Below are 22,170 nucleotides of genomic sequence, written 5' to 3'. Positions count from 1 at the left end.
CCGAGTCGTCCGTTGTCACGGCGACGGTAAACCATCGTGAGGACGCGTCGATTCGTGCCAGCCCACCAAGCACCCCCGCACCCTTGGTGCGCGTGCCCAATGGCCCGATCTTCGTCGGGGCGGCGGGTACGGCGCGGTCCGTACCGCGCCGGGGCGGACGACCAGGTCGGGTCTCATAAGCGGGCGTTCCACCCTCCGGCTCGGGGCGGGCCGGAGAGCCCGCCTGGTCCGTACCAGGGATATTTCGTGACTTGTACTGGTATTGACCAGTTGCGGGGAGGATGATCCTATGGTGGCACCTTCTCGTCTAGGAGACAGTGTGCACCTGAACCGTCTTTTAGCCACCGCCCTCCTCGCGACTCCCCTGCTCATCGCCGCTCCCGCCGCGGCCGGCACCCTCCGGCTCGCCCCCGTGGCCCAGCAGCTGAAGCCCCGCTCCGACGGCTTCCCGATCCCGTCCGTCGTGGGACTGGTCCGTACCAGCGAGAGCGACCCCCACGCCGAGGCCGTCGTCAGGAAGGTCCTCGCCGACGCCGGCGTCAAGCGGGTGACCACCACCGACGGGACCGACCCCCGCACCCCCGTGACCGTCTGGCTCGGGGACGGCGACGCCCGCCTGACCAGGCTCGGCGTCAAGAACGCCGACGGCCTGCCCGCCGAGGGCTACGTCCTGGCCGCCGGGCGCGGCGACATCGTCCTGGACGGCGTGGACGCCGACGGCACCTACTACGCCGCCCTTTCGCTGCGCCAGCTCGTCCAGAGCCGCCACGGCCGCGACCGGATGCCCGGCGTGGAGGTCCGCGACTGGCCGTCGATGCGCTACCGCGGCTCCATCGAGGGCTTCTACGGCACGCCGTGGTCCCACCAGGACCGGGTGAGCCACCTGGACTACCTGGGCGCCCACAAGATGAACACCTACGAGTACGCGCCCAAGGACGACCCCTACCACCGGGACCGGTGGCGCGAGCCGTACCCACAGGACAAGCTCGCCCAGCTCGGCGAGCTCGTCACCCACGCCCGCCGGAACCACGTCGACTTCACCTTCGCCCTCTCGCCCGGCCTGTCCGTCTGCTACACCGACCAGGCGGACGTGGCCAAGCTGCTGGCCAAGTTCGAGGCGATCTACGGGCTCGGCGCGCGCGCCTTCAACGTCGCGCTCGACGACATCGACGCCGGCCGGTGGAACTGCGCCGGCGACCAGGCGAAATACGGCCCGCCCGGCGGCGCGGGCGCGGGACGGGCCCAGAGCGACCTGGTCAACGCCGCCCAGGCGTGGGCGCGCTCGAAGGGCGACGTCGCGCCGGTCCAGATGGTGCCGACCGAGTACTACGACGCCAGGGAGACGCCCTACAAGAAGGCCATCAGGGAGGTCCTCGGCAAGGACGTCGTCGTGCACTGGACCGGCCTCGGCGTCATCCCGGCCACCATCACCAAGGCCCACGCCGCCGAGGCGAGGCGTGTCTTCGGCCACGAGATCCTGATCTGGGACAACTACCCGGTCAACGACTACAACCCGGGCAGACTCCAGATCGCCGACTACGCCGGGCGCGAGCCCGGCCTGTCGGAACACCTGGCCGGCATCATCTCCAACCCGATGAACCAGGCGGCGGTCAGCGAGATCGCCCTGTACTCCTTCGCCGACTTCGGGTGGAACGACCCGGTCTACGACGCGCAGGCCTCGTGGCTGCGCGCGCTGGACGAGGTGGCGGGCGGCTCGCCGCAGGTCGTGCGGGCGCTGCGCGACTTCGCCGACCTCAACACCTACGACGGCACCGTCCACCACAGGCAGGCGCCCGCACTGGCCGCCGAGATCGCCCGCTTCTGGCCCGCCTGGCGAGCCGGCGACCGATCCTCACACAACGCCCAGACCCCCGCCAAACCCGATGAAGCCGGCGAGCGCGCGGAAGCCGCCGCGAGTGCCAGGGACGCCCTGCGGGAGCACGCGCAGCGGCTGCTGGCCGCGCCCGGCGTGATCGAGCGCGGCGTCGCCGACCGGGCCTTCCTGGAGGAGGCCGGGTCGTGGCTGGAAGCCGCCCGGCTCTGGTCGCGCGCGGTGCTCAAGGCCCTCGACGTGCTCGACGCCGTCCGCCGCGACGACGGACGTACGGCGGTGCGCGCCAGGCAGGAGGCGCTCGACCTGGTCACGCGGGCCAAGGCCATCCGCGACCCGCGCCAGCCGCACGCCGGCACCTTCCCCCGCGTCGGCGACGGCGTGATGGACCGCTTCGTCGAGGACGCGCTGAAGGAGCTCGACCGCTGGATCGGCGTGGCCGACGAGCGCCCGTCCGCCTCCAGCACCCTCGGCACCTACGCGGACAACACCCCGGACCGCATGACCGACCGCGACCCGGCCACCTTCTACTGGAGCAACAACGCCCCCGGCCCCGGCGACGCCGTCACCCTCGACCTCGGCTCCGTACGGTCCATCGGCGAGGTCGCGGTCCTCATGGGCAAGCAGGGCAGCCCTGACGACTACATCCGCGCCGGCGTCCTGGAGCACTCCCCGGACGGCGCCGCCTGGACGCCGCTGGCCACCGCTACCACGGCCGAGGTGAAGGCCACCGCCCCGGACGGCACCCGCGCCCGCTACGTCCGCTACCGCGCCACGGGCGCCAACGCCAACTGGCTGGTCGTGCGCGAGTTCCAGGTGTCGACGCCGGACGACGACCGTACCCGCATCACGGTCACCGGCACTCCGGCGGGCACCGGCCTGGCCGCCGCCGCGGACGGCAACCTCGCCACCGCCTGGACCGCCTCGGCCGCGCCCGCCGCCGGTGACGCGCTGGAGGCGGCGCTGTCGCGGCCCAGGGTGCTCGACCGGGTCGCCGTTGTGGGTACCGGGCAGGCGTCGGTGCAGGTCAGAGCAGGTGGGCAGTGGCGGACGATCGGGCGGCTGGCGGGGCCGTACACGGAGATCGATCTCGCGGACACCACCGCGGACGCGGTACGGCTGGCCTGGACGCCCGGCGGCGCGGCGCCGAGCGTCGCCGAGATCGTCCCGCGCTACGCGGACGTGCCCGGCGTGATCCTGGCGGCCGACCCGGCGGCGCTGGAGAGCGCGGCGGGTGCCGAGGCGACGACGACGCTGAGCGTCAGCGGCGAGCGGGCGGCCGACGTGGGCGGCACGCTGGCCGTCCGCGGCCCGCGGGGATGGAAGCTGCCCGCCGACCGGCGGCTGACGCTGCCGCGCGGCGGGCTGCTGACGGTGCCGGTCGTGTTCACGCCGTCGGGCTCGGGCACGCTGGAGATCTCCTTCGCCGGTGTGACGACCAAGGTCGAGGTCACCGCCCACCGGCCCGTCGGGACGGAGAACCTGGCCAGGGGCAGGACCGCCACGGCCTCCGGCGTCGAGGGCGGCACCACGTTCGAGCCGGGCAAGGCGGTCGACGGCGACCCCGCCACCCGCTGGTCGTCGCCGCCCGCGGACGGCGAGTGGCTCCAGGTGGACCTCGGTACCGCCGTGGACGCCGGCCAGGTGGTGCTGCGCTGGGAGACCGCGTACGGCGCCGCCTACCGCGTCGAGTCCTCCACCGACGGCGCCGCCTGGACCCCGCTGGCCGAGGTCAGCGCGGGCGACGGCGGCGTGGACACGCTCTGGATCGACCGGCCCAACGTCACCCGCCACCTGCGCGTCCAAGGGGTACGGCGGGCCACCGACTTCGGCTACTCGCTCTGGGAGGTGGAGGTCAGGGCGGCCGCCTGACCCCGATGGAACGGCCGTGGAACGGGATGTCACGCCCCTTCGCTGTGAAGCACGAAATCAGTGAGAGGAGCAGGCGTGGTGTCACGATGGAAGACCTGGGCGGCGGCGCTGGCCGTCGCCGGGGCGGCCCTGGCCGTTCCCTCCCACCGGGCCGCGGCACAGGCGGACCCGCCCGTGCACGCGGTCTCATGGGGAGACAACCACACGGGGCAGCAGGGCATCGGCTCCCTCATCCCGGACCGCAGGACCACGGCCGGCGTGGTGAACCGGATGGAGCTGCGCTTCGCCAAGGTCGCGGCGGGCTCGGCGCACGCCCTGGCCGTCGCCGGTGACGGCACCCTGTGGGCGTGGGGCCTCAACGGAAACGGCCAGCTCGGCGACGGCACCACGACCAACCGGCCGAACCCGGTCCAGGTGCCCGGCCTCACGGACGTGGTCGGCATCAGCGCGGGGTCCGGGCACAGCGTCGCGGTCACCGCCGACGGCGGCGTGTGGACGTGGGGCGACAACTTCGGCGGCCAGCTCGGCGACGGCACCACGCAGGACCGCCCGGCCCCCGCCAGGGTCGCGGGGCTGCCCAGGGCCGTCTCCGTGGCCGCCGGGATGGACCACACCCTGGCGGTGCTCGGCGACGGCACCGTGCGTTCCTGGGGCAGGAACCTGTCCGGCAAGCTCGGCGACGGCACCACGACCAACCGGCCCACCCCGGTGCCGGTGCTCGGCCTGACGCAGGTCCGCGGCGTCTCGGTCGGACCCGAGCACAACCTGGCGCTGCGCTCGGACGGCCGGGTGTTCGCCTGGGGCAACAACAACCACGGCCAGCTCGGCGACGGCACCTTCCAGACGCGGATCACCGCCCAGGAGGTGGGAGGGCTCCCGCCCATCGCGGAGGTCTCGGCCGGGTTCTTCTACGCCCTGGCCCGCGGGGTGAACGGCGCCGTCTTCGGGTGGGGCTCGAACACCAGTGGCCAGCTCGGCGACGGCACGTTCACCGACCGGCTGCTGCCGATCCGTGCCCAGGCAGGGCCGGTGTCGCAGATCTCCGCCGGTGACACGTTCGGGGCCGCGGTCCGCGCCGACGGGCGGGTGGTGGCGTGGGGCGCCAACCACAGCGGCCAGCTCGGCGACGGCACGCTGACCTCGCGGCCGGTTCCGGGACTGGTCACGGGGCTGGTCGACGTCCGCCAGGTCGCGGCGGGCGGCCAGTTCGCGCTCGCCGTCCAGAAGATCCCGCAGTTCACCCTCAAGGTGACCTCTGGCAGCGGAACCGTCGGTTCCGGCACCTCGATCACGATGACCATCGAGAACGTGCCGCGCAACGGCTTCTCCCCCACGGTCTCCCTGTCGCTGTCCGGCCTGATCGCCGGCCTGGACTTCACCCTCACGTCGGAGACGCTGGGCCCCGGTGAGATCGCCGAGCTGACCATCGCGGGCACGGGCGACGTCATCTTCACCCCGCCGCGCAAGATCCTCATCGGGATCCGGGGCAGCGCTCCCGGCGTGCCCACCGAACAGGCGGCCTTCATCCTGGTGGCCAGCGGCTGACCGGTGAAGCTCCGGCGGCGCCTGCCCGCCGCCGGAGCGGCTTCAGCGCTGCAGGCGGGGCACGGCCTCCAGCAGCGTGCGGGTGTAGTCGTGCGCGGGCCGGCCGACCACGGCCTCGGTCGGGCCGTGCTCGACGATGCGGCCCCGGTGCATGACCGCCACCGTGTCGCAGACGTAGCGGACCACCGCGAGGTTGTGCGAGATGAACAGGATCGACAACCCCAGGGTGTCGCGCAGGGAGCGGATGAGGTTGAGCACGGAGCCCTGGACGGAGACGTCCAGGGCGCTGGTGATCTCGTCGGCGACCAGCAGGTCGGGGCGGGCGCCGAGCGCGCGGGCGATGGCGACGCGCTGGCGCATCCCGCCCGACAGCTCCCGCGGGTAGCGGGAGGCGAGCTCCGCGGGCAGGGAGACGAGGCCGAGCAGGCGGGTCACCTCGTCGGGGCGGGCGGCCCTGGGCAGCTCCAGCAGGCCCTCGGCCACCGACTCGCCGACCTTCATGCGCGGGTCGAGTGAGGCGTAGGGGTCCTGGAAGACCATCTGCACCCGGGAGGCGCCGGTGATCTCCCCGGAGTACCGTACGAGGCCGCTGACCGCCTTGGCCAGCGACGACTTGCCGGAGCCCGACTCTCCCACCAGCCCGACGATGCCGCCGGGCGGCACCTCCAGGCTGACGGAGTCGACCGCGGTGAACGATCCGAATCGCACCGTCACGTCAGTAAATTTCATGAAACCTCCCAGCAGGCCACCGTGTGCGCGATGCCGTACTCGGTGACCGGCGGCAACGACGTCGAGCAGCGATCGGTCGCCAGCGCGCACCGTCCCGCGAACGCGCACCCCGCCCCCACCATTGCGGGCGCCGGCTGCGTGCCGGGGATGCTGGCCAGCGGCAGCGAGCGGTCGGTCTCCATGTCGGGCAGCGAGTCCACCAGGGCCTTGGTGTACGGATGCGCCGCCCCCTTGGCCAGCGCCGACACGGGCAGTTCCTCCACCACCCGCCCCGCGTACATGACCACGACCCGGTCGCACAGCTCCCCCACGACCGCGATGTCGTGCGAGATGAACAGCGCCGCCGCCCCGCTCTCGTCGACCACCTCGCGCAGGAGCTTGAGGATCTGCCGCTGCACGGTGACGTCCAGCGCGGTCGTCGGCTCGTCGGCGATGATCAGCTTGGGCGAGCCCATGAGCCCCATCGCGATCACCGCGCGCTGCCGCATGCCGCCCGACAGCTCGTGCGGATGCCGCCTGGCCTGCTTCTCCGGCTCCGGCAGGTGCACGTGACCGAGCCGGTCCACGGCCCGCCGGGCGGCCTCGGCGCGGGTGGCGCCCTGGTGCACGATCGCCACCTCGGCCAGCTGCCCGCCCACGCGCAGCGCCGGGTTGAGCGAGGCCATCGGGTCCTGGAAGACCATGGCCAGGCTCGTGCCGAGCTCCTTCTGGCTGAGCTCGGCGACCTCCCGGCCGTCCAGGCGCAGCGCGGCGTGCGTGACCGTGCCCGGATAGGGCACCAGGCCGCCGATCGCCGCCGCGGTCAGGCTCTTGCCGCTGCCGGACTCGCCGACGATGCCGACGATCTCGCCGGGCCGTACCGTCAGCGACAGGCTCCGCACGGGCGTGACGCCGCCGGGGAAGGTGACGGTCAGGTCCCGCACCTCCAGCACGGCCCGCGGATCGGGCGCGCCCGCCGGCTCCGGCGCGGCGAGCTCTTCCTTCCTCGCCGGTACGGCGGTGCGCGAAGCCCGCTTGGCCAGCGTGTCGCCGAGCAGGTTGAACCCGATGCCGGCCAGCGCGACCGCCACCGCGGGCCCGATCGCCACCTCCGGCGTGACGTAGATGCGGGCGAAGCCGTCGAACAGCAGCCGCCCCCAGTCGAAGTCCGGCGGCTGCACGCCGAGGCCCAGGAACGACATGCCGGCCAGCCCCAGCAGCGCGCCGCCGAGCGCCTGGGCGAGGTTGAGGATGAGCGGTTCGGCGATGTTGGGCAGCACGTGCCGGCCCAGCACGCGCCGGCGCGGGACGCCGAGCATGCGGGCGGCCAGCACGTAGTCGGCCCCGGCGACGGAGGCGGCCAGCGTCTGGGTGAGCCGGGCGAAGCTGGGCGCGATGGCCACGCCGATGCCGAGGACGGCGCCGCGCGCCCCCATGCCGGACACGACCGCGGTGAACATCGCCAGCAGCAGTCCGGGGAAGGCGACCAGCGCGTTGACGGTGCCGGTGACCAGGCGGGCGCCGCGCCGCGGCAGCACCGACGGCAGCGCGCCGAGCACGATGCCGATGACGGCCCCGATGAGCGTGGCGGCCAGGGCCAGCGCCAGCGAGTAGCGGCCGGCCACGAGCACGCGGGCCAGCAGGTCGCGGCCCAGGTTGTCGGTGCCCAGCGGATGGGCGGCCGAGGCGCCCTGCAGGATGGCGCCGGCGTCGATCTTCTCCGCGGCCTCGCCCCAGATCGGCGGGCCGATGATCGCCAGCACCACCATGAGGGTGACCAGCACCGCCGAGACGACGGCGGCGGGAGTGCGTGGCATCAGGTCTCCTTGATGGAGGAGGTCGGGTCGAGCTTGCCGAGGAGCAGGTCGACGGCGAAGTTGACGACCAGGACGATGGCGCCGTAGACGAGGATCACGCCCTGGGCCACGGGATAGTCCTTCTGGGTGATCGACTCGACGATCTTCAGGCCGAGGCCGGGCCAGGCGAAGACGTACTCCACCAGGACGCTGCCCGCGATCAGCGCGGTGAGCAGCAGGCCGCCGATGGTGAGGGTGGCGGTCAGCGTGTTCGGCAGCACGTGGCGCAGGTAGAGGCGGGCCGCGGGCAGGCGTTTGGCACGGGCCAGCCGTACGTAGTCGGTGCCGAGCTCGCGCAGCGTCTCCACGCGGGAGATGCGGGAGATCATCGCGATCGGCCCGATCGCGAGCGCGAGGATGGGCAGCACGTACGAGGCGGGCCCCGACTTGCCCGCGGGCGGGAACAGCCCGAGGCCGATGGCGAAGACGGTGACCAGGCCGATGGCGTAGAGGAACTCGGGAACGGCCACCGCGGTGCCGGTCACCGAGGTGAAGGTGGCCTCGGTGCCGCGGTTGCGGCCGTTCTCGGTCCTGATCGCCGCCCACATGCCGATCGGCACGGCCGCCAGCATCGCCACGACGGTGGCCAGCAGGGCCAGCCCGAGCGTGTTGGGCAGCCGGGTGAGGATCACCTGTCCGACGGGCTCGCCGGTCAGGAACGAGACGCCCATGTTGCCGGAGAACAGGTTCGCCACGTAGGTGGTGAACTGCTCCAGCAGGGGGCGGTCAAGCCCGAGCGCGGCCGTCCTGGCCTGAACCAGCTCGATCGGCGCGGCGGGGCCCAGCGAGGCGCGCACCGGGTCGCCGGGGATGAGGTGGATCATCGCGAACGACGCCACCAGCAGCACCCCCAGCGACACGATGAAGCGCACCAGATGCCGCAGCACTCAGCCTCCTTCGGTCAGGCGGATGGACGTGGGGATGAGGACCGTGGAGACCAGGTCGAACGTCGCGCCCTTGCCGGCCACGAGCACGGTGTTCTCGGTGACCGGGACCATGTCGGAGTTGCCGAACAGCGCGGACTCGGCCTCCAGCCAGAGCTTGCAGCCCTCCTCGCCCGGCTTGAGCTTGGCCTGGGCGATCAGCTCGGAGTAGCGGGCGTTGTCCAGATGGGCGAAGTTGGCGCCCTTGGGCGCGGCCGGGCCGGACAGGAAGCCTTCGAGCTGCGAGGGCAGGGAGACGCCGATGGGCAGCCAGACCACGTCCCAGTCCTGGGTGGCGTTGAGTGACTCCGACATCTTGGTGTCCAGCACGCCGTTGAGCTTGACCTCGGCGCCGGCGCTCTTCCAGGCAGCGGCCACGTACTCGGCGGCCGCCTGGACGCCGGCGCCCCTGGTGGTGCCGTAGAGGTAGCGCAGCGTCAGCCGCTTGCCGTCCTTGACCCGGACGCCGTCGGGACCGGGCTTCCAGCCGGCGGCGTCCAGCCCCGCGGCGGCCGCGGCGGCGTCGAAGGCGGGCACGTGGCCGGTGACGGTGTCGCCCTTGCACGGGCGGGGCTCCATGACCAGGCCGGTGGCGGGCCTGCCGGTGCCGCTGGAGGCGATCCCGGCCAGCTCCTTCAGGTTGAGCGCCTGGGTGAGGGCCTTGCGTACGGCCGGGTCCTTGGTGGGCCGGTCCTCGCCCTGGTGGTAGAAGAACTGGCCGTTGCCCGCCATCGGGGTCTTCTTGAGCAGGCCGGGCGTGGCCTCCAGGCGGGTGCGGTCGGCGCCGAAGAAGACGGCGGCGTTGAGGCCGCCGGAGATCAGCAGGTTGGCCGAGGTCTGCTCGTTCGGCACGATCTTCAGCACGACCTTGTCGGGCATACCCTCGGTGCTCGCGCCGCCGGGCGCCCATTTGTAGTCCTTGCGGCGGGTGAAGGTGTAGTGGTCGCTGGGCATCGACTCGCTCAGCACGTACGGGCCGCTGCCCGAGGTGGCGCGGGCGATGAGCGAACGGTCCTTGACCGCCTTGCCGCAGACGATGAACAGGTCACGGGCGCTCTGCAGGATGAAGGCGAACGGCTTGTCCGTCGCGAGCGTCACGGTCCCGGCCGCGTCGTCCGCGGTGGCCTTCATCCCGGACGGCAGGAGCACGCCGTAGACGGGCGACTTGGTGGCCGGGTCGGCGATGTGGTTGACGTTCTGGGCCACGTCGGCGGCGGTGAGCTTGGAGCCGTCGGAGCAGGTGACGTCCTTGCGCATCGTGAAGGTCACCGAGTCCGGCTTGACCTCCCACTTCTCGGCCAGGCCCGGGACGGTCCGCCCGTCGCGGTCGGTGCTGACCAGCGTGTCGTAGGCGAAGCCCAGCACGGTGTTGGTCACCGACAGGACGGCCGTCGCGGGGTCGAGCACACCGGGGTCGGCGGGGATGGCATAGGTGAAGGTGCCGCCGGCCACAGGCCGGCCGGAGGGCGCTTGGGCCGTTCCGCCGCCGCACGCGGAGGCGAACATGGCCAGGCAGGCGAGCGCCGCGACTTTCTTCATACGGGACTCCGTGTGAGCGGGTGGGGGGTTGGTCACCCACCTTCGTCCCTGCCCGGCGCGGGTTCTTCGTGCCCTGTGACGAAAACTACAGCCGCCCTCGTCCTAGGGCCCGAAGATCCGCATCTGGAGCATCACGGTGAGCCGGGCGTCGGGGTCGGCCAGGTCGAGACCGCTGATCTCGACCAGCCGCTTGAGCCGGTAGCGGAAGGTGTTGGCGTGCACGTGGACCTGCGCGCTGGCCAGGTTGACGTCGCCGAACGCGTCGAGATAGGCCCGCAGGGTGGCCACGAGGTCGCTGCCGTGTTCGGCGTCGTGCTCCAGCAGCCGCTGGTACGGCCCGGTGGGCGTCTGTTCCTCCGCCGTCACGACGTCGGCCACCTGCATGAGCAGCGACTCGAAGTGAACCGTGGTGTAGCCGGCGGCCTGCCCGGAGGTGCCGCGGGCACGCAGCACGCGCAGCGCCCGGTCGGCGTCGGCACGCGATCTGGCCACCTGGGCGAGGTTGGCGGCCAGCCGGCCCACGCCGATGTTGGCCTCGTAGCGCGGGCCCACCCGCGACAGGAAGCTCTGGGCGACCCGCACGGCCCGCTCCTCCTCCTCGCCGCCGGTGCTGAGCGGCAGCACGGCGTAGGCGACCGAGCCGACGAGGGCGGCGGCGGCCCGCGGGTGGATGGCGCCCACGTGCAGGGCGAAGGCGTCGCAGAAACGCTGGCGGTCGCTCTCCCCGCGCGCGGGGTCGGCGTCGGTCAGGTCGGTGAGCTGGGCGGCCAGCACGCAGAGCCGTTCGGTGGCGACGCCCAGCCGGCCCGCCGCCTCGGCGGCGTCCGCACCGCCGGCCAGCACGGTCGACAGCAGGTCGGCGCGCAGCCGCCGCTGGGTGTCGGCCCCGGCGCGCTCGCGCAGCAACTGCAGCGCGACGATCTTCGCCGCGTCGGCGAAGGCCCGCTGGCGCTGCTCGCTGAGCGGTTCGCGCACCGCAGCCCAGATCGAGCCGAGGATCTCGTCGCCCGACCGTACGGCGACCGCCGTCCTGTTGATGCTGGTGCCGTCGTGGAGTTCGATGTAGACCGGCTCGCGGCTCTGGTAGAGCTGCTTGAAGAAGCCGCGCTCGTCCAGCATGCGCTGGAAGCGCTCGGGCACCTGCAGGCCGAGCACGGTCTCGACGCGCCCGGGGTCGGCCTCGTCCTGCCGCCCTGAGTAGGCCAGCACCCGCGAGGAGCGGTCCTCGATGGTGACCGGCGCGTCCAGGAGCGCGCAGACCGCGTTGGCCAGCGCGAACAGGTCGCCCTGCGGCTCCTCGCCCGGCTCGTCGAGGTCGCCCTCGGCCAGCAGGGAACGCAGCAGCGCCGCCACCTGCGACCAGGACGCCGCCCTGGTCAGCCCGAGTACGGCGATGCCGGTCTCCAGGACGGCGGCGCGTACCTGCTCGTCCACCTCGACCGGCACCTTGACCACGATCGCCGCCGCGGTCCTGGCCCGGTAGAGCAGGTCGCGGATGTCCCCGGCGGCATGCACGCCGACGGCCAGCAGGATGCCGCCCGGCGGTACCAGCAGTTCGTCGAGCGGGTCGTAGATGTGCACGCCGGTGACCTCGGTGCCGAGGTCGCCTGGCGACGCGGCCACTCCCATCACGGTGGTGCCGAGGTCGAGCAGGATACGACCGAGGCTGGCGAGCGGGCGGTCGATCACCCGCTCACCATACGTCACCTCGGACATCAGACCCGCAACCGGTCCACCGCCACCCGCGCGGCGCGGCCGATGGCGGCGTCGGCCGCGGGGTCGCGCAGGCCGAGGCCGACGGTGCGCAGGAACACCGCGACGGCGTAGCGCCCGCCGTCGGGGAACTCCACCACGCCCACCTCGTTGCGCACGCCCCACAGCGTGCCGGTCTTGCCGGAGACCTTGACCTCGTCGCCGAAGCCGGAGCTGAGCCGGTGCGGCCACACCTGGTTGCCCATGATGCGCCGCACCTCCTCGCAGGCCTCGGCAGGGCCGGCCTCGTCGCGCCAGATCAGGCTGAGCAGCGTGGTGATCTCGCGCGGCGTGCCGGAGGTCGTGCGTTCCGGGTCGCGGATGGCCAGTGACCTGATCCGCTCCCCGGTCAGCTTCTCCAGGTCCACCGGGCCCAGCTCCTGCCTGACCTGCTCGAACAGCTCCGCGCAGCCGCCGATGAGCCGGGTGCGCGACAGGCCCAGCGACCTGAGCGTGGTGTGCACCCGGTCCAGCCCCACCCGGCGCAGCAGCACGTCGGTGGCGGCGTTGTCGCTCATCGTCATCATGAAGTGCGCCAGGTCGCGCAGCGTCAGCGAGATGTCGTCGGCGCAGCCGGAGGTGCCGATGCCGCCGTCCTTGTCGGCCGCGGTGACCATGAGGCGCTCGGTGCGCTCCAGCTCGCCGGCCGCCGCCTGCAGGGCGTACTCCAGCACGATCGGGATCTTGAACACCGAGGCCAGCACCACGGGGTCGTCGGCCCCGAAGGCCACCTCGGCGTCGCCGTCCACCTCGCGCGCGTGGACGAACCCGGCCGCGCCGGCAGCGTCGAAGATCTCACGCACGCGGGACCGCCCGGCTGTTGTGCAGGTAGGCGGCGACGCCGTCGCGCATCACGAACGTGACCGTGGCGTGCATCCCGCCGTCCGCCTGCTCGGCGACGAAGTGGTCGTCGCTCAGGTGGACGTACCGGGTGGTCCTGCGGGTCGCGCCCATACTGGCCATGAACGCGCCGGGGATCTCGGTGATGTCCAGGCCGCCGTCCGCGCCGGTGACCTCCAGCGACAGGACCGGCCCGGTGAACGTCCCGGCGTACGGCGCGGCGTCCACGGCCGAGGGCCGCTCGGGGGGAAGCGGCAGCCCCGGCACGTCGATCCCGGTCGTCTCGCGCAGCACCGGGAGCACCACGTCCTCGATGAGGCCGGCGAAGGCGCCGCCGTTCGCGCTCATCGCGAGCACGACGTCGCTGCCCGGCACGATCCGCCACAGCGTGCTCTGCCCGGGGGTGCCGCCGTCGTGGCCGAAGGCGCCCCAGTCGAACAGCTCGAAGCCCAGGCCCCAGGCGGTGGCCAGCAGTCCGGGCACGGTCGGCACCTCGGTCTGCGGCGCGCGCATGTCGGCCAGGGTCTGCTCGGCCAGCACGCGGGTGCCGTCCTCGGCCAGCCCGCCGGCCAGCGCCATGCGGCCGAAGCGGACCAGCTCGCGCGGCGCCAGGCACAGGGTGGACCCGGCGGGCCCGTTGGAGCGCGGCATCTGCCACTTGGGGTAGACGACCTGGTCGGGGCCGATGTGCCCGGCCGAGGCGCGGAACAGCACGGCCTCCTCGCCGAACAGCGCCGTCTGGGTGGCGCCGAGCGGCTTGAACAGGTGCTCGGCCATCGCCTCCTCCCAGGTGACGCCGCGTACCCTGGCCACGATCGCGCCGAGCACCGCGAACCCCGAGTTGCAGTAGGAGAACAGCGCGCCCGGCTCGTGCACCTTGGTGGTGCCGTGCAGGTAGGTCAGGTACTTGTCGAGGCAGTCGTCGCCGCGGCCGGTGTCCTCGAACAGGTCGCCGTCGAAGCCGCCCGTGTGCGTCAGCAGGTGCCGCACGGTGATCTCGGCCTCGTAGGCGAGACCGAACTCGGGCAGGTAGTCGGTGACCGGCCGGTCGAGCTCGACCTTGCCCTCCTCGACGAGCTGCATGATCAGGGCGGCGGTCCACACCTTGGTCGTGGAGCCGACCTGGAAGACGCTGTCGGGCGTGGTCTCCACGCCGGTGTTCTTGTTGACGACGCCGGTGGCGGCCTCGTGCAGCTCGCCACCCGCCCAGACCGCGATCGCGGCGCCGGGCACGCCGTGCTTGGCCGCCGCCTCGTCCAGGCGCTTCTGCAGGTCCATGGTCAGCTCACCTTCGGGGTCGCGCGGGCGCCCGCGTGCAGGTAGAGGGTTCCGTCGGGCAGCTCGAAGAAGACCGCCGACAGCCAGTCGGGGTCGCCGGGCCGGCGGCCGACGAAGGTGACGTCGTCCACGGCCACCAGCGGGATCTCCTCCGGCTGGTCCAGGCCGGCCAGTTCGCCGGTCGACTCCATGAGCAGCGACGGCCCGCCGTCCTTGAGGCCGACCGTCAGGCGGGCGCCGGCCCGCTCGTAGACGCCGAGGTAGCGGGAGAAGTCGGTCTCGACCGGCTGCGCGGGCGGCCCGAGCGTGGGCGGCACCTCCAGGCCGTCGAGCTCGGCGAACAGCTCGGTGGCCACCGCGTGGGTGAACGCGCCGCTGTGGCCGCCGTTGGCCACCACGCACACGACCGTGCCGGTGCCCGGCACCGCCCAGAGCATGGCGTGCTGGCCGATGGTGTTGCCGCCGTGGGAGATGACCCTCTGGCCGCTCCACTCGTCGAGGATCCAGCCGACGCCCCAGTGGGCGCCGAGCGTGTGCGGGTTGGGGATCGCGACCTGCGGCTCCCACATCGCCTGCGGGTTGTCCAGCAGCCCGCCTTCGAGGTGGGCGCGGCCGAAGGCGACCACGTCGGCGGGGCGGGCGCTGATGAGCCCGGCCGGGCCGCACGAGCGCATGAGGCCCCAGACCGGGGCGGGCTCGCCGCCGTCCATGTGGCCCATGGCCGCGCGGAAGCGCAGCGCCTCCTCGGGCAGCGTGACCGCGTGGGTGAGGCCGAGGGGCTCGAAGATCTGCTCGCGCAGGGCCTCGTCCCACGTCTTGCCGGTCAGCTTCTCCACGATGCGCCCGGCCACGATGAACCCGGAGTTGCAGTAGGACTGGGTGGCGCCCAGCGGGTGGTTCTGCGGCAGGTCCGCGCAGGCCGCCACGTACTTCTCCACGCAGTCGTCGCCGCGCCCGGTGTCCAGGAACAGGTCGCCGTCGATGCCGCTGGTGTGGGCGAGCAGGTGGCGTACCGTGACCGCCTTGGTCACCTCCGGGTCGGCCACCTTGAACTCGGGAAGCAACTCGGCCACCGGCGTGTCCAGCGTCAGCAGGCCGCGCTCGGCCAGCTGCATCAGCAGCGTCGCCGTCCAGACCTTCGTCACGGAGCCGATCTGGAAGAGCGAGTCGGTCGTGGTCTCGACGCCGGTGCCGCGGTGGAGCACGCCCGCGGCGTACTCGTGCAGCTCGCCGTTGTGCAGGTAGGCCAGGGCGGCGCCCGGGACCTCGTACTTCGCGATCAGTTCGGCGAGCCGCTGACCCATTGCTCCAGCCACGCGATGATCCTCTCGTTGTAGTCGTAACGGTGTGAGGGACGCCCCTGGACGATGAACAGGTGGGAGCCGCCCGGATAGCGAACCAGCCGGACCGGCACCTCCCGCTCGCGCAGGGCTTCGAACCACTGCTCGGCCTGTCCGACCGGGCAGCGTTCGTCGGCGTCGCCGTGCAGGATGAGCGTGGGCGTCGTGACCTCGCCCACGCGGGTGAGCGGCGACTGCGGCGCGGGGTCGCCCGAGCACTCCCACATCTTGAGGAAGTACCCCGCGTCGGAGGTTCCGGCCATGCTGGTCAGGTCGCTGACGAGGCCGCCGGGGATCGCCGCCCTGAACCTGCCGGTGTGCCCCGTCAGGTAGCAGGTCATGTAGCCGCCGTAGCTGTAGCCGGTGACCGCGAGCCGCTCGGGGTCGGCCGTGCCGTCGGCCACCAGCTCGTCGACGGCCGACAGGAAGTCCTGGGCGTCGGCCACGCCCCATTCGCCGAGGGCGGCGGTGTAGAAGGCCTCGCCGTACCCGTCGCTGGCGCGTGGGTTGAGGGTGAGGACGGTCCAGCCGCGGGCGGCGAGCACCTGGTGGTAGAGGTGGACCCCGTCGAAGACGGGGGCCCAGGCGTTGTGCGGGCCGCCGTGGATGTCGAGCAGCAGCGGGCCGCCCTTGCCCTCGCCGGTCAGGAAGCCCTCGACGCGGGTGCCGTCGGGCGCGGTGAACATCCGGCTGCGTGGCGGGTAGAGCTCGACGTCGGCGAGGGCGTAGGCGGTCAGCTTCTCGCCGTCGAGGTAGACCTCCCCCACCGTGTACGGCGAGGCCGCCACATAGGCCAGCAGCCCGCCGGCGACACCGGCGCCGGAGACGCTGAGCTCGCCGCCCACGATCTTCTCCGCGGCCGCGGCCCCGTCCCGGAGCCGGTACAGATGGGTGGCCCCGGCGTCGCGAGCGCAGAACAGCAGGTCGCCGCCGTCCAGCGCGGGCGGCGCGCCCGGGTAGCCGGGACCGCCGATCATCACGTTCCTGTCCAGCCCGGTGGCGATCTCCTCCTGGCCGTCCTCGCCCACGGCGAACAGCCGCGTGTGCCCGATCGGCCCGTCCTTGAACGCCGTCGCGACCAGCCTCCCGCCCAGCCACCACACGCCCGTGCAGACCACGTCCTGGGTGGTCAGGCGCTTGGGCTCGCCGCCGGTGGCGTCCACGACGTAGACGGCGCCGCTGGGGACGAGGTCGCGGTCGGGCTCCATGGACGTGGTGAACGCCAGCCGCTGGCCGTCGGGCGACCAGGCGGGCCCGGCGGCGTGGAAGTCGCCCTCGGTGACCTGGGTGAGCGCGCCGGAGGCGACGTCCGCCACGAACACGTGCGAGGTCAGCCCGCGCAGCAGCCCGGGGCCGTCGGCCTTGTAGTCGAGCCGGTCGGCGACGATGGGGGCGTTCGGATCGGGGCCGTCCGCCGAGGGCGCGAAGTGCGGCCCGCCGTACGCGATCTTGGTGCCGTCGGGCGACCAGACCGGCGCGCCGGCGCCGAGCGGAGCGGTGGTGAGCACGCGCGGCTCGCCCCCGTCCATCGGCAGCAGGTGGATCTGCGGCTTGCCGTCCACGGGGCGGACGAAGGCCAGCGTGCCGCCGTCCGGCGACCAGCGAGGGAGGTTGCCGGTCGCCAGACGGCGCGGCTCGGACCCGGGGGCGGCGAGCCAGATCTGGGTGATGTTGTCGTCGGTGTCACGCTCGGCGGTGGTGAGCGTGTAGGCCACGGCGACCCCGCCGGGACGCACCTGCGGATCAGACGGTACGGCCAGGCGGTAGAGGTCGTCCAAGGAGAGACGGGGCATGGCCGAACGCTAGGCGACCGTCGCGGGCCCATGCTTCGGCCTTTGCGACGAACCACCGCCCCTGTGTTGTGCGCCACACCAACGCGGCGGGAATATCCGTTTGCCTCCTGTTGCTCAGGTACGTCACTATGACGCTCATGTTCCGGCACGTTCACCCGATGACTCCCGCGATCGCCGCGGGTGTCTTCGAGCGTGCCTGCGACGGCCTGGAGCGCTGACCTCTCCCCGTAAGTCCTGACGGTGACCCGGCGGGGGGAGGTTGACCGGCCCGGCCACGGGTCACACATCCAAGGCTCTCGCGAACGGAACAAGATCATGGCCAAGCAGGCCTACGTGCGGAACAAGCCGCATCTCAACATCGGCACGATGGGACACGTCGACCACGGCAAGACGACGCTGACCGCCGCGATCACGAAGGTGCTCGCCGAGCGGGGCGGCGCCACGTACACGCCGTTCGAGAGGATCGACCGCACGCCCGAGGAGGCGCAGCGGGGCATCACGATCAACATCTCGCACGTCGAGTACGAGACGGCCACGCGCCACTACGCCCACGTCGACATGCCGGGCCACGCCGACTACGTGAAGAACATGATCACGGGGGCGGCGCAGCTCGACGGCGCCATCCTGGTGGTGTCCGCGCAGGACGGGATCATGCCGCAGACCCGCGAGCACGTGCTGCTCGCCAAGCGGGTCGGCGTCGAGCACCTCGTCGTCGCGCTCAACAAGGCCGACGGCGCCGACCCCGAGCTGGCCGACCTGGTCGAGCTGGAGCTGTCGGAGCTGCTGGCCGAGCACGGGTACGCGGACGTGCCCATGGTCCGGGTCTCCGGGCTGCGGGCGCTGGAGGGCGACCCCGAGTGGACGGCGTCGGTCGAGGCGCTGCTCCAGGCGGTGGACGACCACATCCCGGTGCCGGTGCGCTACGTCGACGCGCCGTTCCTGATGCCGGTGGAGAACGTGCTCACGGTCACCGGCCGTGGCACGGTCGTCACCGGGGCGATCGAGCGCGGCGTCGTGCGCGTCGGCGACACCGTCGAGGTCGTCGGCTTCGGCGAGACGTTCTCCGCCGTCGTGACGGGGGTGGAGACGTTCGGCAAGACGATGGAGCGGGGCGAGGCGGGGGACAACGCCGCGGTCCTGCTGCGCGGTGTGCGCCGCGAGCAGGTACGGCGGGGCATGGTCCTGGCCGAGCCCGGCACGCAGCAGGCGCGCAGTTCCTTCACCGCCCGCGTCTACCTCCTCACGGCCGAGGAGGGCGGCCGGCGCAAGCCGGTCGCCGACGGGTACCGGCCGCAGTTCTACCTGCGCACGACCGACGTGCCCGGCCGGATCGACCTTGCGGCCCCGGCCCAGCCGGGTGACACGGTCGAGGTCGAGGTGGAGCTCGGCAAGGCCGTCGCGCTGGAGGAAGGGCTCGGCTTCGCGATCCGCGAAGGCGGCCTGACCGTCGGCGCGGGCACGGTCGTCGCCGTGACCGGTTGAAGCACGGGACCCGTGGACGGGTCCCGTGTGCGCGAAGAAGGCTACGGCCGGGTTCTCAGGAGGGAGCCCGGCCGTAGCGCCGTGGCGAAGCGGACGGTGCGCGGCAGCACGTACACCTCCTCGGGCAGCGACGACTCCAGTGCGGCGCGCGCGGCGTTGTGCCGTTCCCGGGGGATGCTCTCCAGGGAGGCGCGGCGCGCGGCCGACCACAGCCAGTCCCAGACCTGGCCGCGCTCGACGCTGACCTCGAAGACGACCTCCTCGCATCGCACCCCGGCCAGCCCGTTGCCGGACAGCAGGTCGGCCAGCTCGCGTTCGGTGTTGAGGCGGTGGGTGAACGGCGCGCCGCCGGCCCCGGTGGTGAAGGGGGCCAGGGCGAGCGCCACCTGGCCGAGCAGGTCGGCCTCCGCGGGGCTGGGCTGGGCGAGGAGGCTGGCGGCCAGGCGGCCGCCGGGGCGGAGGAGCCCGGCCATCGCGCGTACGGCGGCCGCGGGGTCGGGCAGGAAGTACAGCATCATCCCGGCCAGCACGGTGTCGAAACGCGCGGCGGGCAGCAGGATGGACGCCTGTTCGACGTCGCCGGACAGCACGGTGGCGTTGGACAGGCCGTGCCGTTCGATCTCGGCGTTGGCGACGGCGAGCATGCCGGGCGCCAGGTCCAGCCCGACGACCAGCCCGAGCGGGCCGACGGCGCGGGCGGCGGGGATCAGGCTGGCCCCGGTGCCGCATCCGGCGTCCAGGACGCTCTCGCCTCGCCGCAGGCCCGCCTGGCGCACGAGCTCGGCGCCGACCGGCCCGAAGAAGGGCACTCCCACCCGCTCGTACGTCCCGGACGCCCGGTCGAACACCCCGGCCATATAGGTCTTGGCGTCCACGCAGCAACCCCCAACCCTGCCGATTCAACCCCGCCGATGATCCACCTAACTCGGCACTTTTCAACGCTGGAGGTGGTTTGTCAACGGCTGATTCTGGCAGAACGCGGCGCGTCCCCCTTGGGCAGGCCCGCACGGGCGAGGTGCAGGAGGCTCGCGGGATCGTCCACGCCCAGGTGAGCGGCCAGAAGCGCGCGCGTGGGCGGGCTGTCGATGATCTGGCTGAGGGGATGGGTGGTGTAGCCGCGCGTGGACAGCGTCAGCCAGAGCCGCATGAGCTCCCGCCCCATCGCGACCTCGCCCCCCGGCGGCCCGACGAGCACCAGCGCCTCGCCGTCGTAGTCGAGCAGCCCCTTACCGGCCGCCGCCAGAACCCTGGGCAGCCCGGCCCGGCGCAGAACGGGATGGACCGCCAGCGCCGCCCGCAGGCCGAGGGCCTCGGTCCTGGAGAGCGCGAGCGCCCGGTCCGTCAGCCCGTCGAGGTCGTAGCGCCGATGCCGCGGCGTGAGCCGCAGCCATTCGCGCAGCTCGGCGGTGACCGCCGCGTCCCCGAACTGGTGCAGGTCCGCCGCGTACAGCAGCGCCGCCAGATCCCGGCAGGCCACCCGCCGCACCCCCGGCACCAGGTCGGCGGGCAGCCGTCCCGGGTGGTAGGGGCCGCGGTTGGAGCCGCGCCCGCGCACGTCCGCCGTCGTGAACTCCGTCCGGTACGGCTGCGCCGTCTCGTGCAGCACCCCCACCCGCAGCGGCCCCGGATCGGCCCGGAACCCCACCCGCAGCCCCGCCGACGCGCAGACGATCAGGCAGGTCTCCACGAACGCCCCGAGCCCGAGCCGCAGGTCCCGCCCGGTGGGGTCGCTCACGGGCAGCGCCCGCTCCGGGTCCCAGCCGACGACCGCCCCGGTTTCGGTGTAGGTCAGAGTCCAGGGCTGGGTGTTGTGCGCGCTGGGAGCCCGCCAGAAGTCGGCCTCCAGCTCCCGCAACGCCTTCACAGCGCCTTCTCGTAGAACGTGTAGCCGTGCAGCGGCCGCCCGCCCATGGCCTGGAACTGGGCGGCGGAGCCGGGATTGCTCCGTTCGACGTAGGTGCTGCGCAGCGTGTGATAGCCGCCCTCGGCCAGCCCCCGGTGAAGCTCCCGCGAGAGCAGCCGCATGTAGCCGTGCCCCTGCTCGGCGGGGATCGTCCCCTTGATGATCAGGACCGCCTCGCGCCGGTACCGTCCCCGGGTGAGCAGCAGCCGGAGCTGGTTGACCAGGTGCAGATCCCCGCGAACGCGGGCCACGAACGCCGAGATGTCCGGCACGCACAGCACGAACGCCACCGGCCGGCCCGCCTTGGTCAGATACAGCAGCAGCGACTCGTCCAGCAGGAACGACAGCCCGTCGGTCTGCCGGGCGAGCTGCTCGGCGGAGATCTCCGTGTAGTACCCGAGCTGCGCGAAGGCGGCGTTGAGCATCTCCCGCAGAATCGGCAGCTGCTCCCCCAGCCGCCGCCGCTCGCCGCGATGCACCTCCAGCCCCTCGGCCGCCAGGCGGGCGTCATCGAAGCCGAAGACCGGTTCGCCCGGCACGGGACAGATCCACGTGTCGGCCTCGAACCGGCGCACGAACCCGTGCTTCTCATAGGCCGGCGGGTAGTAGGGGTGGTTCCAGGCGCTGTCGATGAACCCGCGATCCCCGAACCCGGAGGTGATCACCCCGCCGCTCTGGTTGGGCAGCAGCGAAACGGGCCCGAAGACGCTCTGCCGCCCCGCCGCCCGCCCCTCGGCCGCGATCGCCTCGAACAGCTCCCCTGCCGCATCCTCCTCGAACTCCGTCAGCCCGAACAACTGCGTCCTCCTGCCCAGCTTGGCGTCGAACGCGGCGTCGGTGTGCAGGGTCGTCCTGGCCACGACCCGGCCGCCGCGGCGCAGGACGGCCAGCCGTACCCCTTGGCGGTGCCAGGCCCGGACCTGCGCGCGCAACGGCGGCACGTACCCCGAACCCGCCGGATAGACCCGGTCGGCGAGGGCCAGGAACTCCGCCAGGTCCCGGCGCGACTCGACGGTGCGCAGACTCACGCCCGCGTCACCGCCGGCCCGTCGCCGTCCTCGCCGGACAGCGGAGTGAACGTCGCGATGTGCGCCATGGGCCCGCCCTCGGCCCGCCAGACGCCGTTGGAGTAGCCCTCGGGCTCGGCGTTGTAGAGCCGGATGTACCCGCCCGTGGCGTTCTTGGTCCCGTCGGTCACCCACCGCATGAGCTCGCGGTGGTGGCGGCTGCGCGCGAACACCAGCAGCGAGTCGCGGTCCTCGAAGAAGGCCAGGGTCCCGAGCGTGAACGGGAACTCCCAGTAGACCTTGTGCCAGCGGTATCCGCGCATGCGCTTCATGTCGCGCACCATGCGTACCCACGTGAAGGTGAGCGTGAGGATCGACAACGGCCCCCGATACCGCGTCGCGCCCACGAACATCGCCCCCGCCTGCCCTTGGGGCGGCGCCTTACTGAAGTCGGTGGTCCTCATCAGTCCTTCACCAGCTCGCCGGAATCACCCACGAGCA

At 72.8% G+C, this 22,170-nt stretch carries 16 protein-coding genes; 3 read left to right on the top strand and 13 right to left on the bottom strand.

What is annotated here, in order from left to right:
• Window positions 1-319 precede the first annotated feature (319 nt).
• Together ACFWY5_RS40195 and ACFWY5_RS40190 are read left to right on the top strand one after the other, a co-directional pair.
• Window positions 320-3,703, top strand: a complete 3,384-nt coding sequence (locus tag ACFWY5_RS40195; RefSeq protein ID WP_379637946.1) for a beta-N-acetylglucosaminidase domain-containing protein — start codon at window positions 320-322, stop codon at window positions 3,701-3,703.
• A 78-nt stretch (window positions 3,704-3,781) separates the two neighbouring features.
• The gene (locus ACFWY5_RS40190) at window positions 3,782-5,248 is read left to right on the top strand and encodes an RCC1 domain-containing protein (RefSeq protein ID WP_379637945.1); all 1,467 of its coding nucleotides are present in this window, start codon (window positions 3,782-3,784) and stop codon (window positions 5,246-5,248) included.
• Window positions 5,249-5,290: 42 nt separating this feature from the next.
• Here ACFWY5_RS40190 and ACFWY5_RS40185 read toward each other — a convergent pair whose 3' ends face one another.
• From ACFWY5_RS40185 to ACFWY5_RS40145, 9 genes are all read right to left on the bottom strand, one after another.
• The gene (locus tag ACFWY5_RS40185) at window positions 5,291-5,977 is read right to left on the bottom strand and encodes an ABC transporter ATP-binding protein (RefSeq protein ID WP_379637944.1); all 687 of its coding nucleotides are present in this window, start codon (window positions 5,975-5,977) and stop codon (window positions 5,291-5,293) included.
• On the bottom strand, window positions 5,974-7,773 hold the full coding sequence (locus ACFWY5_RS40180; RefSeq protein WP_379637943.1) for a dipeptide/oligopeptide/nickel ABC transporter permease/ATP-binding protein: 1,800 nt from the start codon (window positions 7,771-7,773) through the stop codon (window positions 5,974-5,976). Before ACFWY5_RS40180 ends, ACFWY5_RS40185 begins: the two co-directional genes overlap by 4 nt.
• Window positions 7,773-8,699, bottom strand: a complete 927-nt coding sequence (locus ACFWY5_RS40175) for an ABC transporter permease (protein WP_379616868.1) — start codon at window positions 8,697-8,699, stop codon at window positions 7,773-7,775. The genes ACFWY5_RS40180 and ACFWY5_RS40175 overlap by 1 nt, the downstream gene beginning before the upstream one ends.
• The gene (locus tag ACFWY5_RS40170; RefSeq protein WP_379637942.1) at window positions 8,700-10,274 is read right to left on the bottom strand and encodes an ABC transporter substrate-binding protein; all 1,575 of its coding nucleotides are present in this window, start codon (window positions 10,272-10,274) and stop codon (window positions 8,700-8,702) included.
• A 102-nt stretch (window positions 10,275-10,376) separates the two neighbouring features.
• Complete coding sequence (locus tag ACFWY5_RS40165; protein ID WP_379616864.1) at window positions 10,377-11,981, bottom strand: PucR family transcriptional regulator; 1,605 nt, start codon at window positions 11,979-11,981, stop codon at window positions 10,377-10,379.
• Window positions 11,982-11,989: 8 nt separating this feature from the next.
• Window positions 11,990-12,829, bottom strand: coding sequence for a serine hydrolase (locus ACFWY5_RS40160; protein ID WP_379616862.1), 840 nt, complete (start codon window positions 12,827-12,829; stop codon window positions 11,990-11,992).
• Entirely contained in the window at window positions 12,822-14,144 is a 1,323-nt protein-coding gene (locus tag ACFWY5_RS40155) for a serine hydrolase domain-containing protein (protein ID WP_379637940.1), read from the bottom strand. The genes ACFWY5_RS40160 and ACFWY5_RS40155 overlap by 8 nt, the downstream gene beginning before the upstream one ends.
• A 2-nt stretch (window positions 14,145-14,146) precedes the next feature.
• Window positions 14,147-15,460, bottom strand: a complete 1,314-nt coding sequence (locus tag ACFWY5_RS40150) for a serine hydrolase domain-containing protein (protein WP_379637939.1) — start codon at window positions 15,458-15,460, stop codon at window positions 14,147-14,149.
• A complete protein-coding gene (locus tag ACFWY5_RS40145) occupies window positions 15,424-17,277 on the bottom strand; it encodes a S9 family peptidase (RefSeq protein ID WP_379637938.1) in 1,854 nt (617 codons plus the stop codon). The genes ACFWY5_RS40150 and ACFWY5_RS40145 overlap by 37 nt, the downstream gene beginning before the upstream one ends.
• Before the next feature lie 315 nt (window positions 17,278-17,592).
• On the opposite strand from ACFWY5_RS40145, the gene tuf reads away from it, so the two are divergent.
• The gene (tuf, locus tag ACFWY5_RS40140) at window positions 17,593-18,759 is read left to right on the top strand and encodes an elongation factor Tu (RefSeq protein ID WP_379616854.1); all 1,167 of its coding nucleotides are present in this window, start codon (window positions 17,593-17,595) and stop codon (window positions 18,757-18,759) included.
• A 41-nt stretch (window positions 18,760-18,800) separates the two neighbouring features.
• Here tuf and ACFWY5_RS40135 read toward each other — a convergent pair whose 3' ends face one another.
• The 4 genes from ACFWY5_RS40135 to ACFWY5_RS40120 form a co-directional block, all read right to left on the bottom strand.
• Window positions 18,801-19,634, bottom strand: a complete 834-nt coding sequence (locus ACFWY5_RS40135) for a class I SAM-dependent methyltransferase (protein WP_379637937.1) — start codon at window positions 19,632-19,634, stop codon at window positions 18,801-18,803.
• A gap of 80 nt (window positions 19,635-19,714) precedes the next feature.
• A complete protein-coding gene (locus ACFWY5_RS40130) occupies window positions 19,715-20,623 on the bottom strand; it encodes a hypothetical protein (protein WP_379616850.1) in 909 nt (302 codons plus the stop codon).
• A complete protein-coding gene (locus ACFWY5_RS40125) occupies window positions 20,620-21,690 on the bottom strand; it encodes a hypothetical protein (protein ID WP_379616848.1) in 1,071 nt (356 codons plus the stop codon). Before ACFWY5_RS40125 ends, ACFWY5_RS40130 begins: the two co-directional genes overlap by 4 nt.
• Complete coding sequence (locus tag ACFWY5_RS40120) at window positions 21,687-22,133, bottom strand: DUF4188 domain-containing protein (protein WP_379616846.1); 447 nt, start codon at window positions 22,131-22,133, stop codon at window positions 21,687-21,689. The genes ACFWY5_RS40125 and ACFWY5_RS40120 overlap by 4 nt, the downstream gene beginning before the upstream one ends.
• Window positions 22,134-22,170: the final 37 nt, after the last annotated feature.

Origin of the sequence: Nonomuraea sp. NPDC059007 (assembly GCF_042740555.1) — a bacterium.
Taxonomy (GTDB): domain Bacteria; phylum Actinomycetota; class Actinomycetes; order Streptosporangiales; family Streptosporangiaceae; genus Nonomuraea.
Note: the sequence above shows the minus strand (reverse complement) of the source record. Positions and strands in the feature narration are given on the sequence as shown.

What these genes read in the sequence shown, in the direction of transcription:
- ACFWY5_RS40185 (WP_379637944.1), bottom strand. Translation starts at nt 5,977, where the DNA reads ATGAAATTTACTGACGTGACGGTGCGATTCGGATCGTTCACCGCGGTC.
- ACFWY5_RS40180 (WP_379637943.1), bottom strand. Translation starts at nt 7,773, where the DNA reads ATGCCACGCACTCCCGCCGCCGTCGTCTCGGCGGTGCTGGTCACCCTC.
- ACFWY5_RS40170 (WP_379637942.1), bottom strand. Translation starts at nt 10,274, where the DNA reads ATGAAGAAAGTCGCGGCGCTCGCCTGCCTGGCCATGTTCGCCTCCGCG.
- ACFWY5_RS40155 (WP_379637940.1), bottom strand. Translation starts at nt 14,144, where the DNA reads ATGGACCTGCAGAAGCGCCTGGACGAGGCGGCGGCCAAGCACGGCGTG.
- ACFWY5_RS40145 (WP_379637938.1), bottom strand. Translation starts at nt 17,277, where the DNA reads ATGCCCCGTCTCTCCTTGGACGACCTCTACCGCCTGGCCGTACCGTCT.
- tuf (WP_379616854.1), top strand. Translation starts at nt 17,593, where the DNA reads ATGGCCAAGCAGGCCTACGTGCGGAACAAGCCGCATCTCAACATCGGC.
- ACFWY5_RS40120 (WP_379616846.1), bottom strand. Translation starts at nt 22,133, where the DNA reads ATGAGGACCACCGACTTCAGTAAGGCGCCGCCCCAAGGGCAGGCGGGG.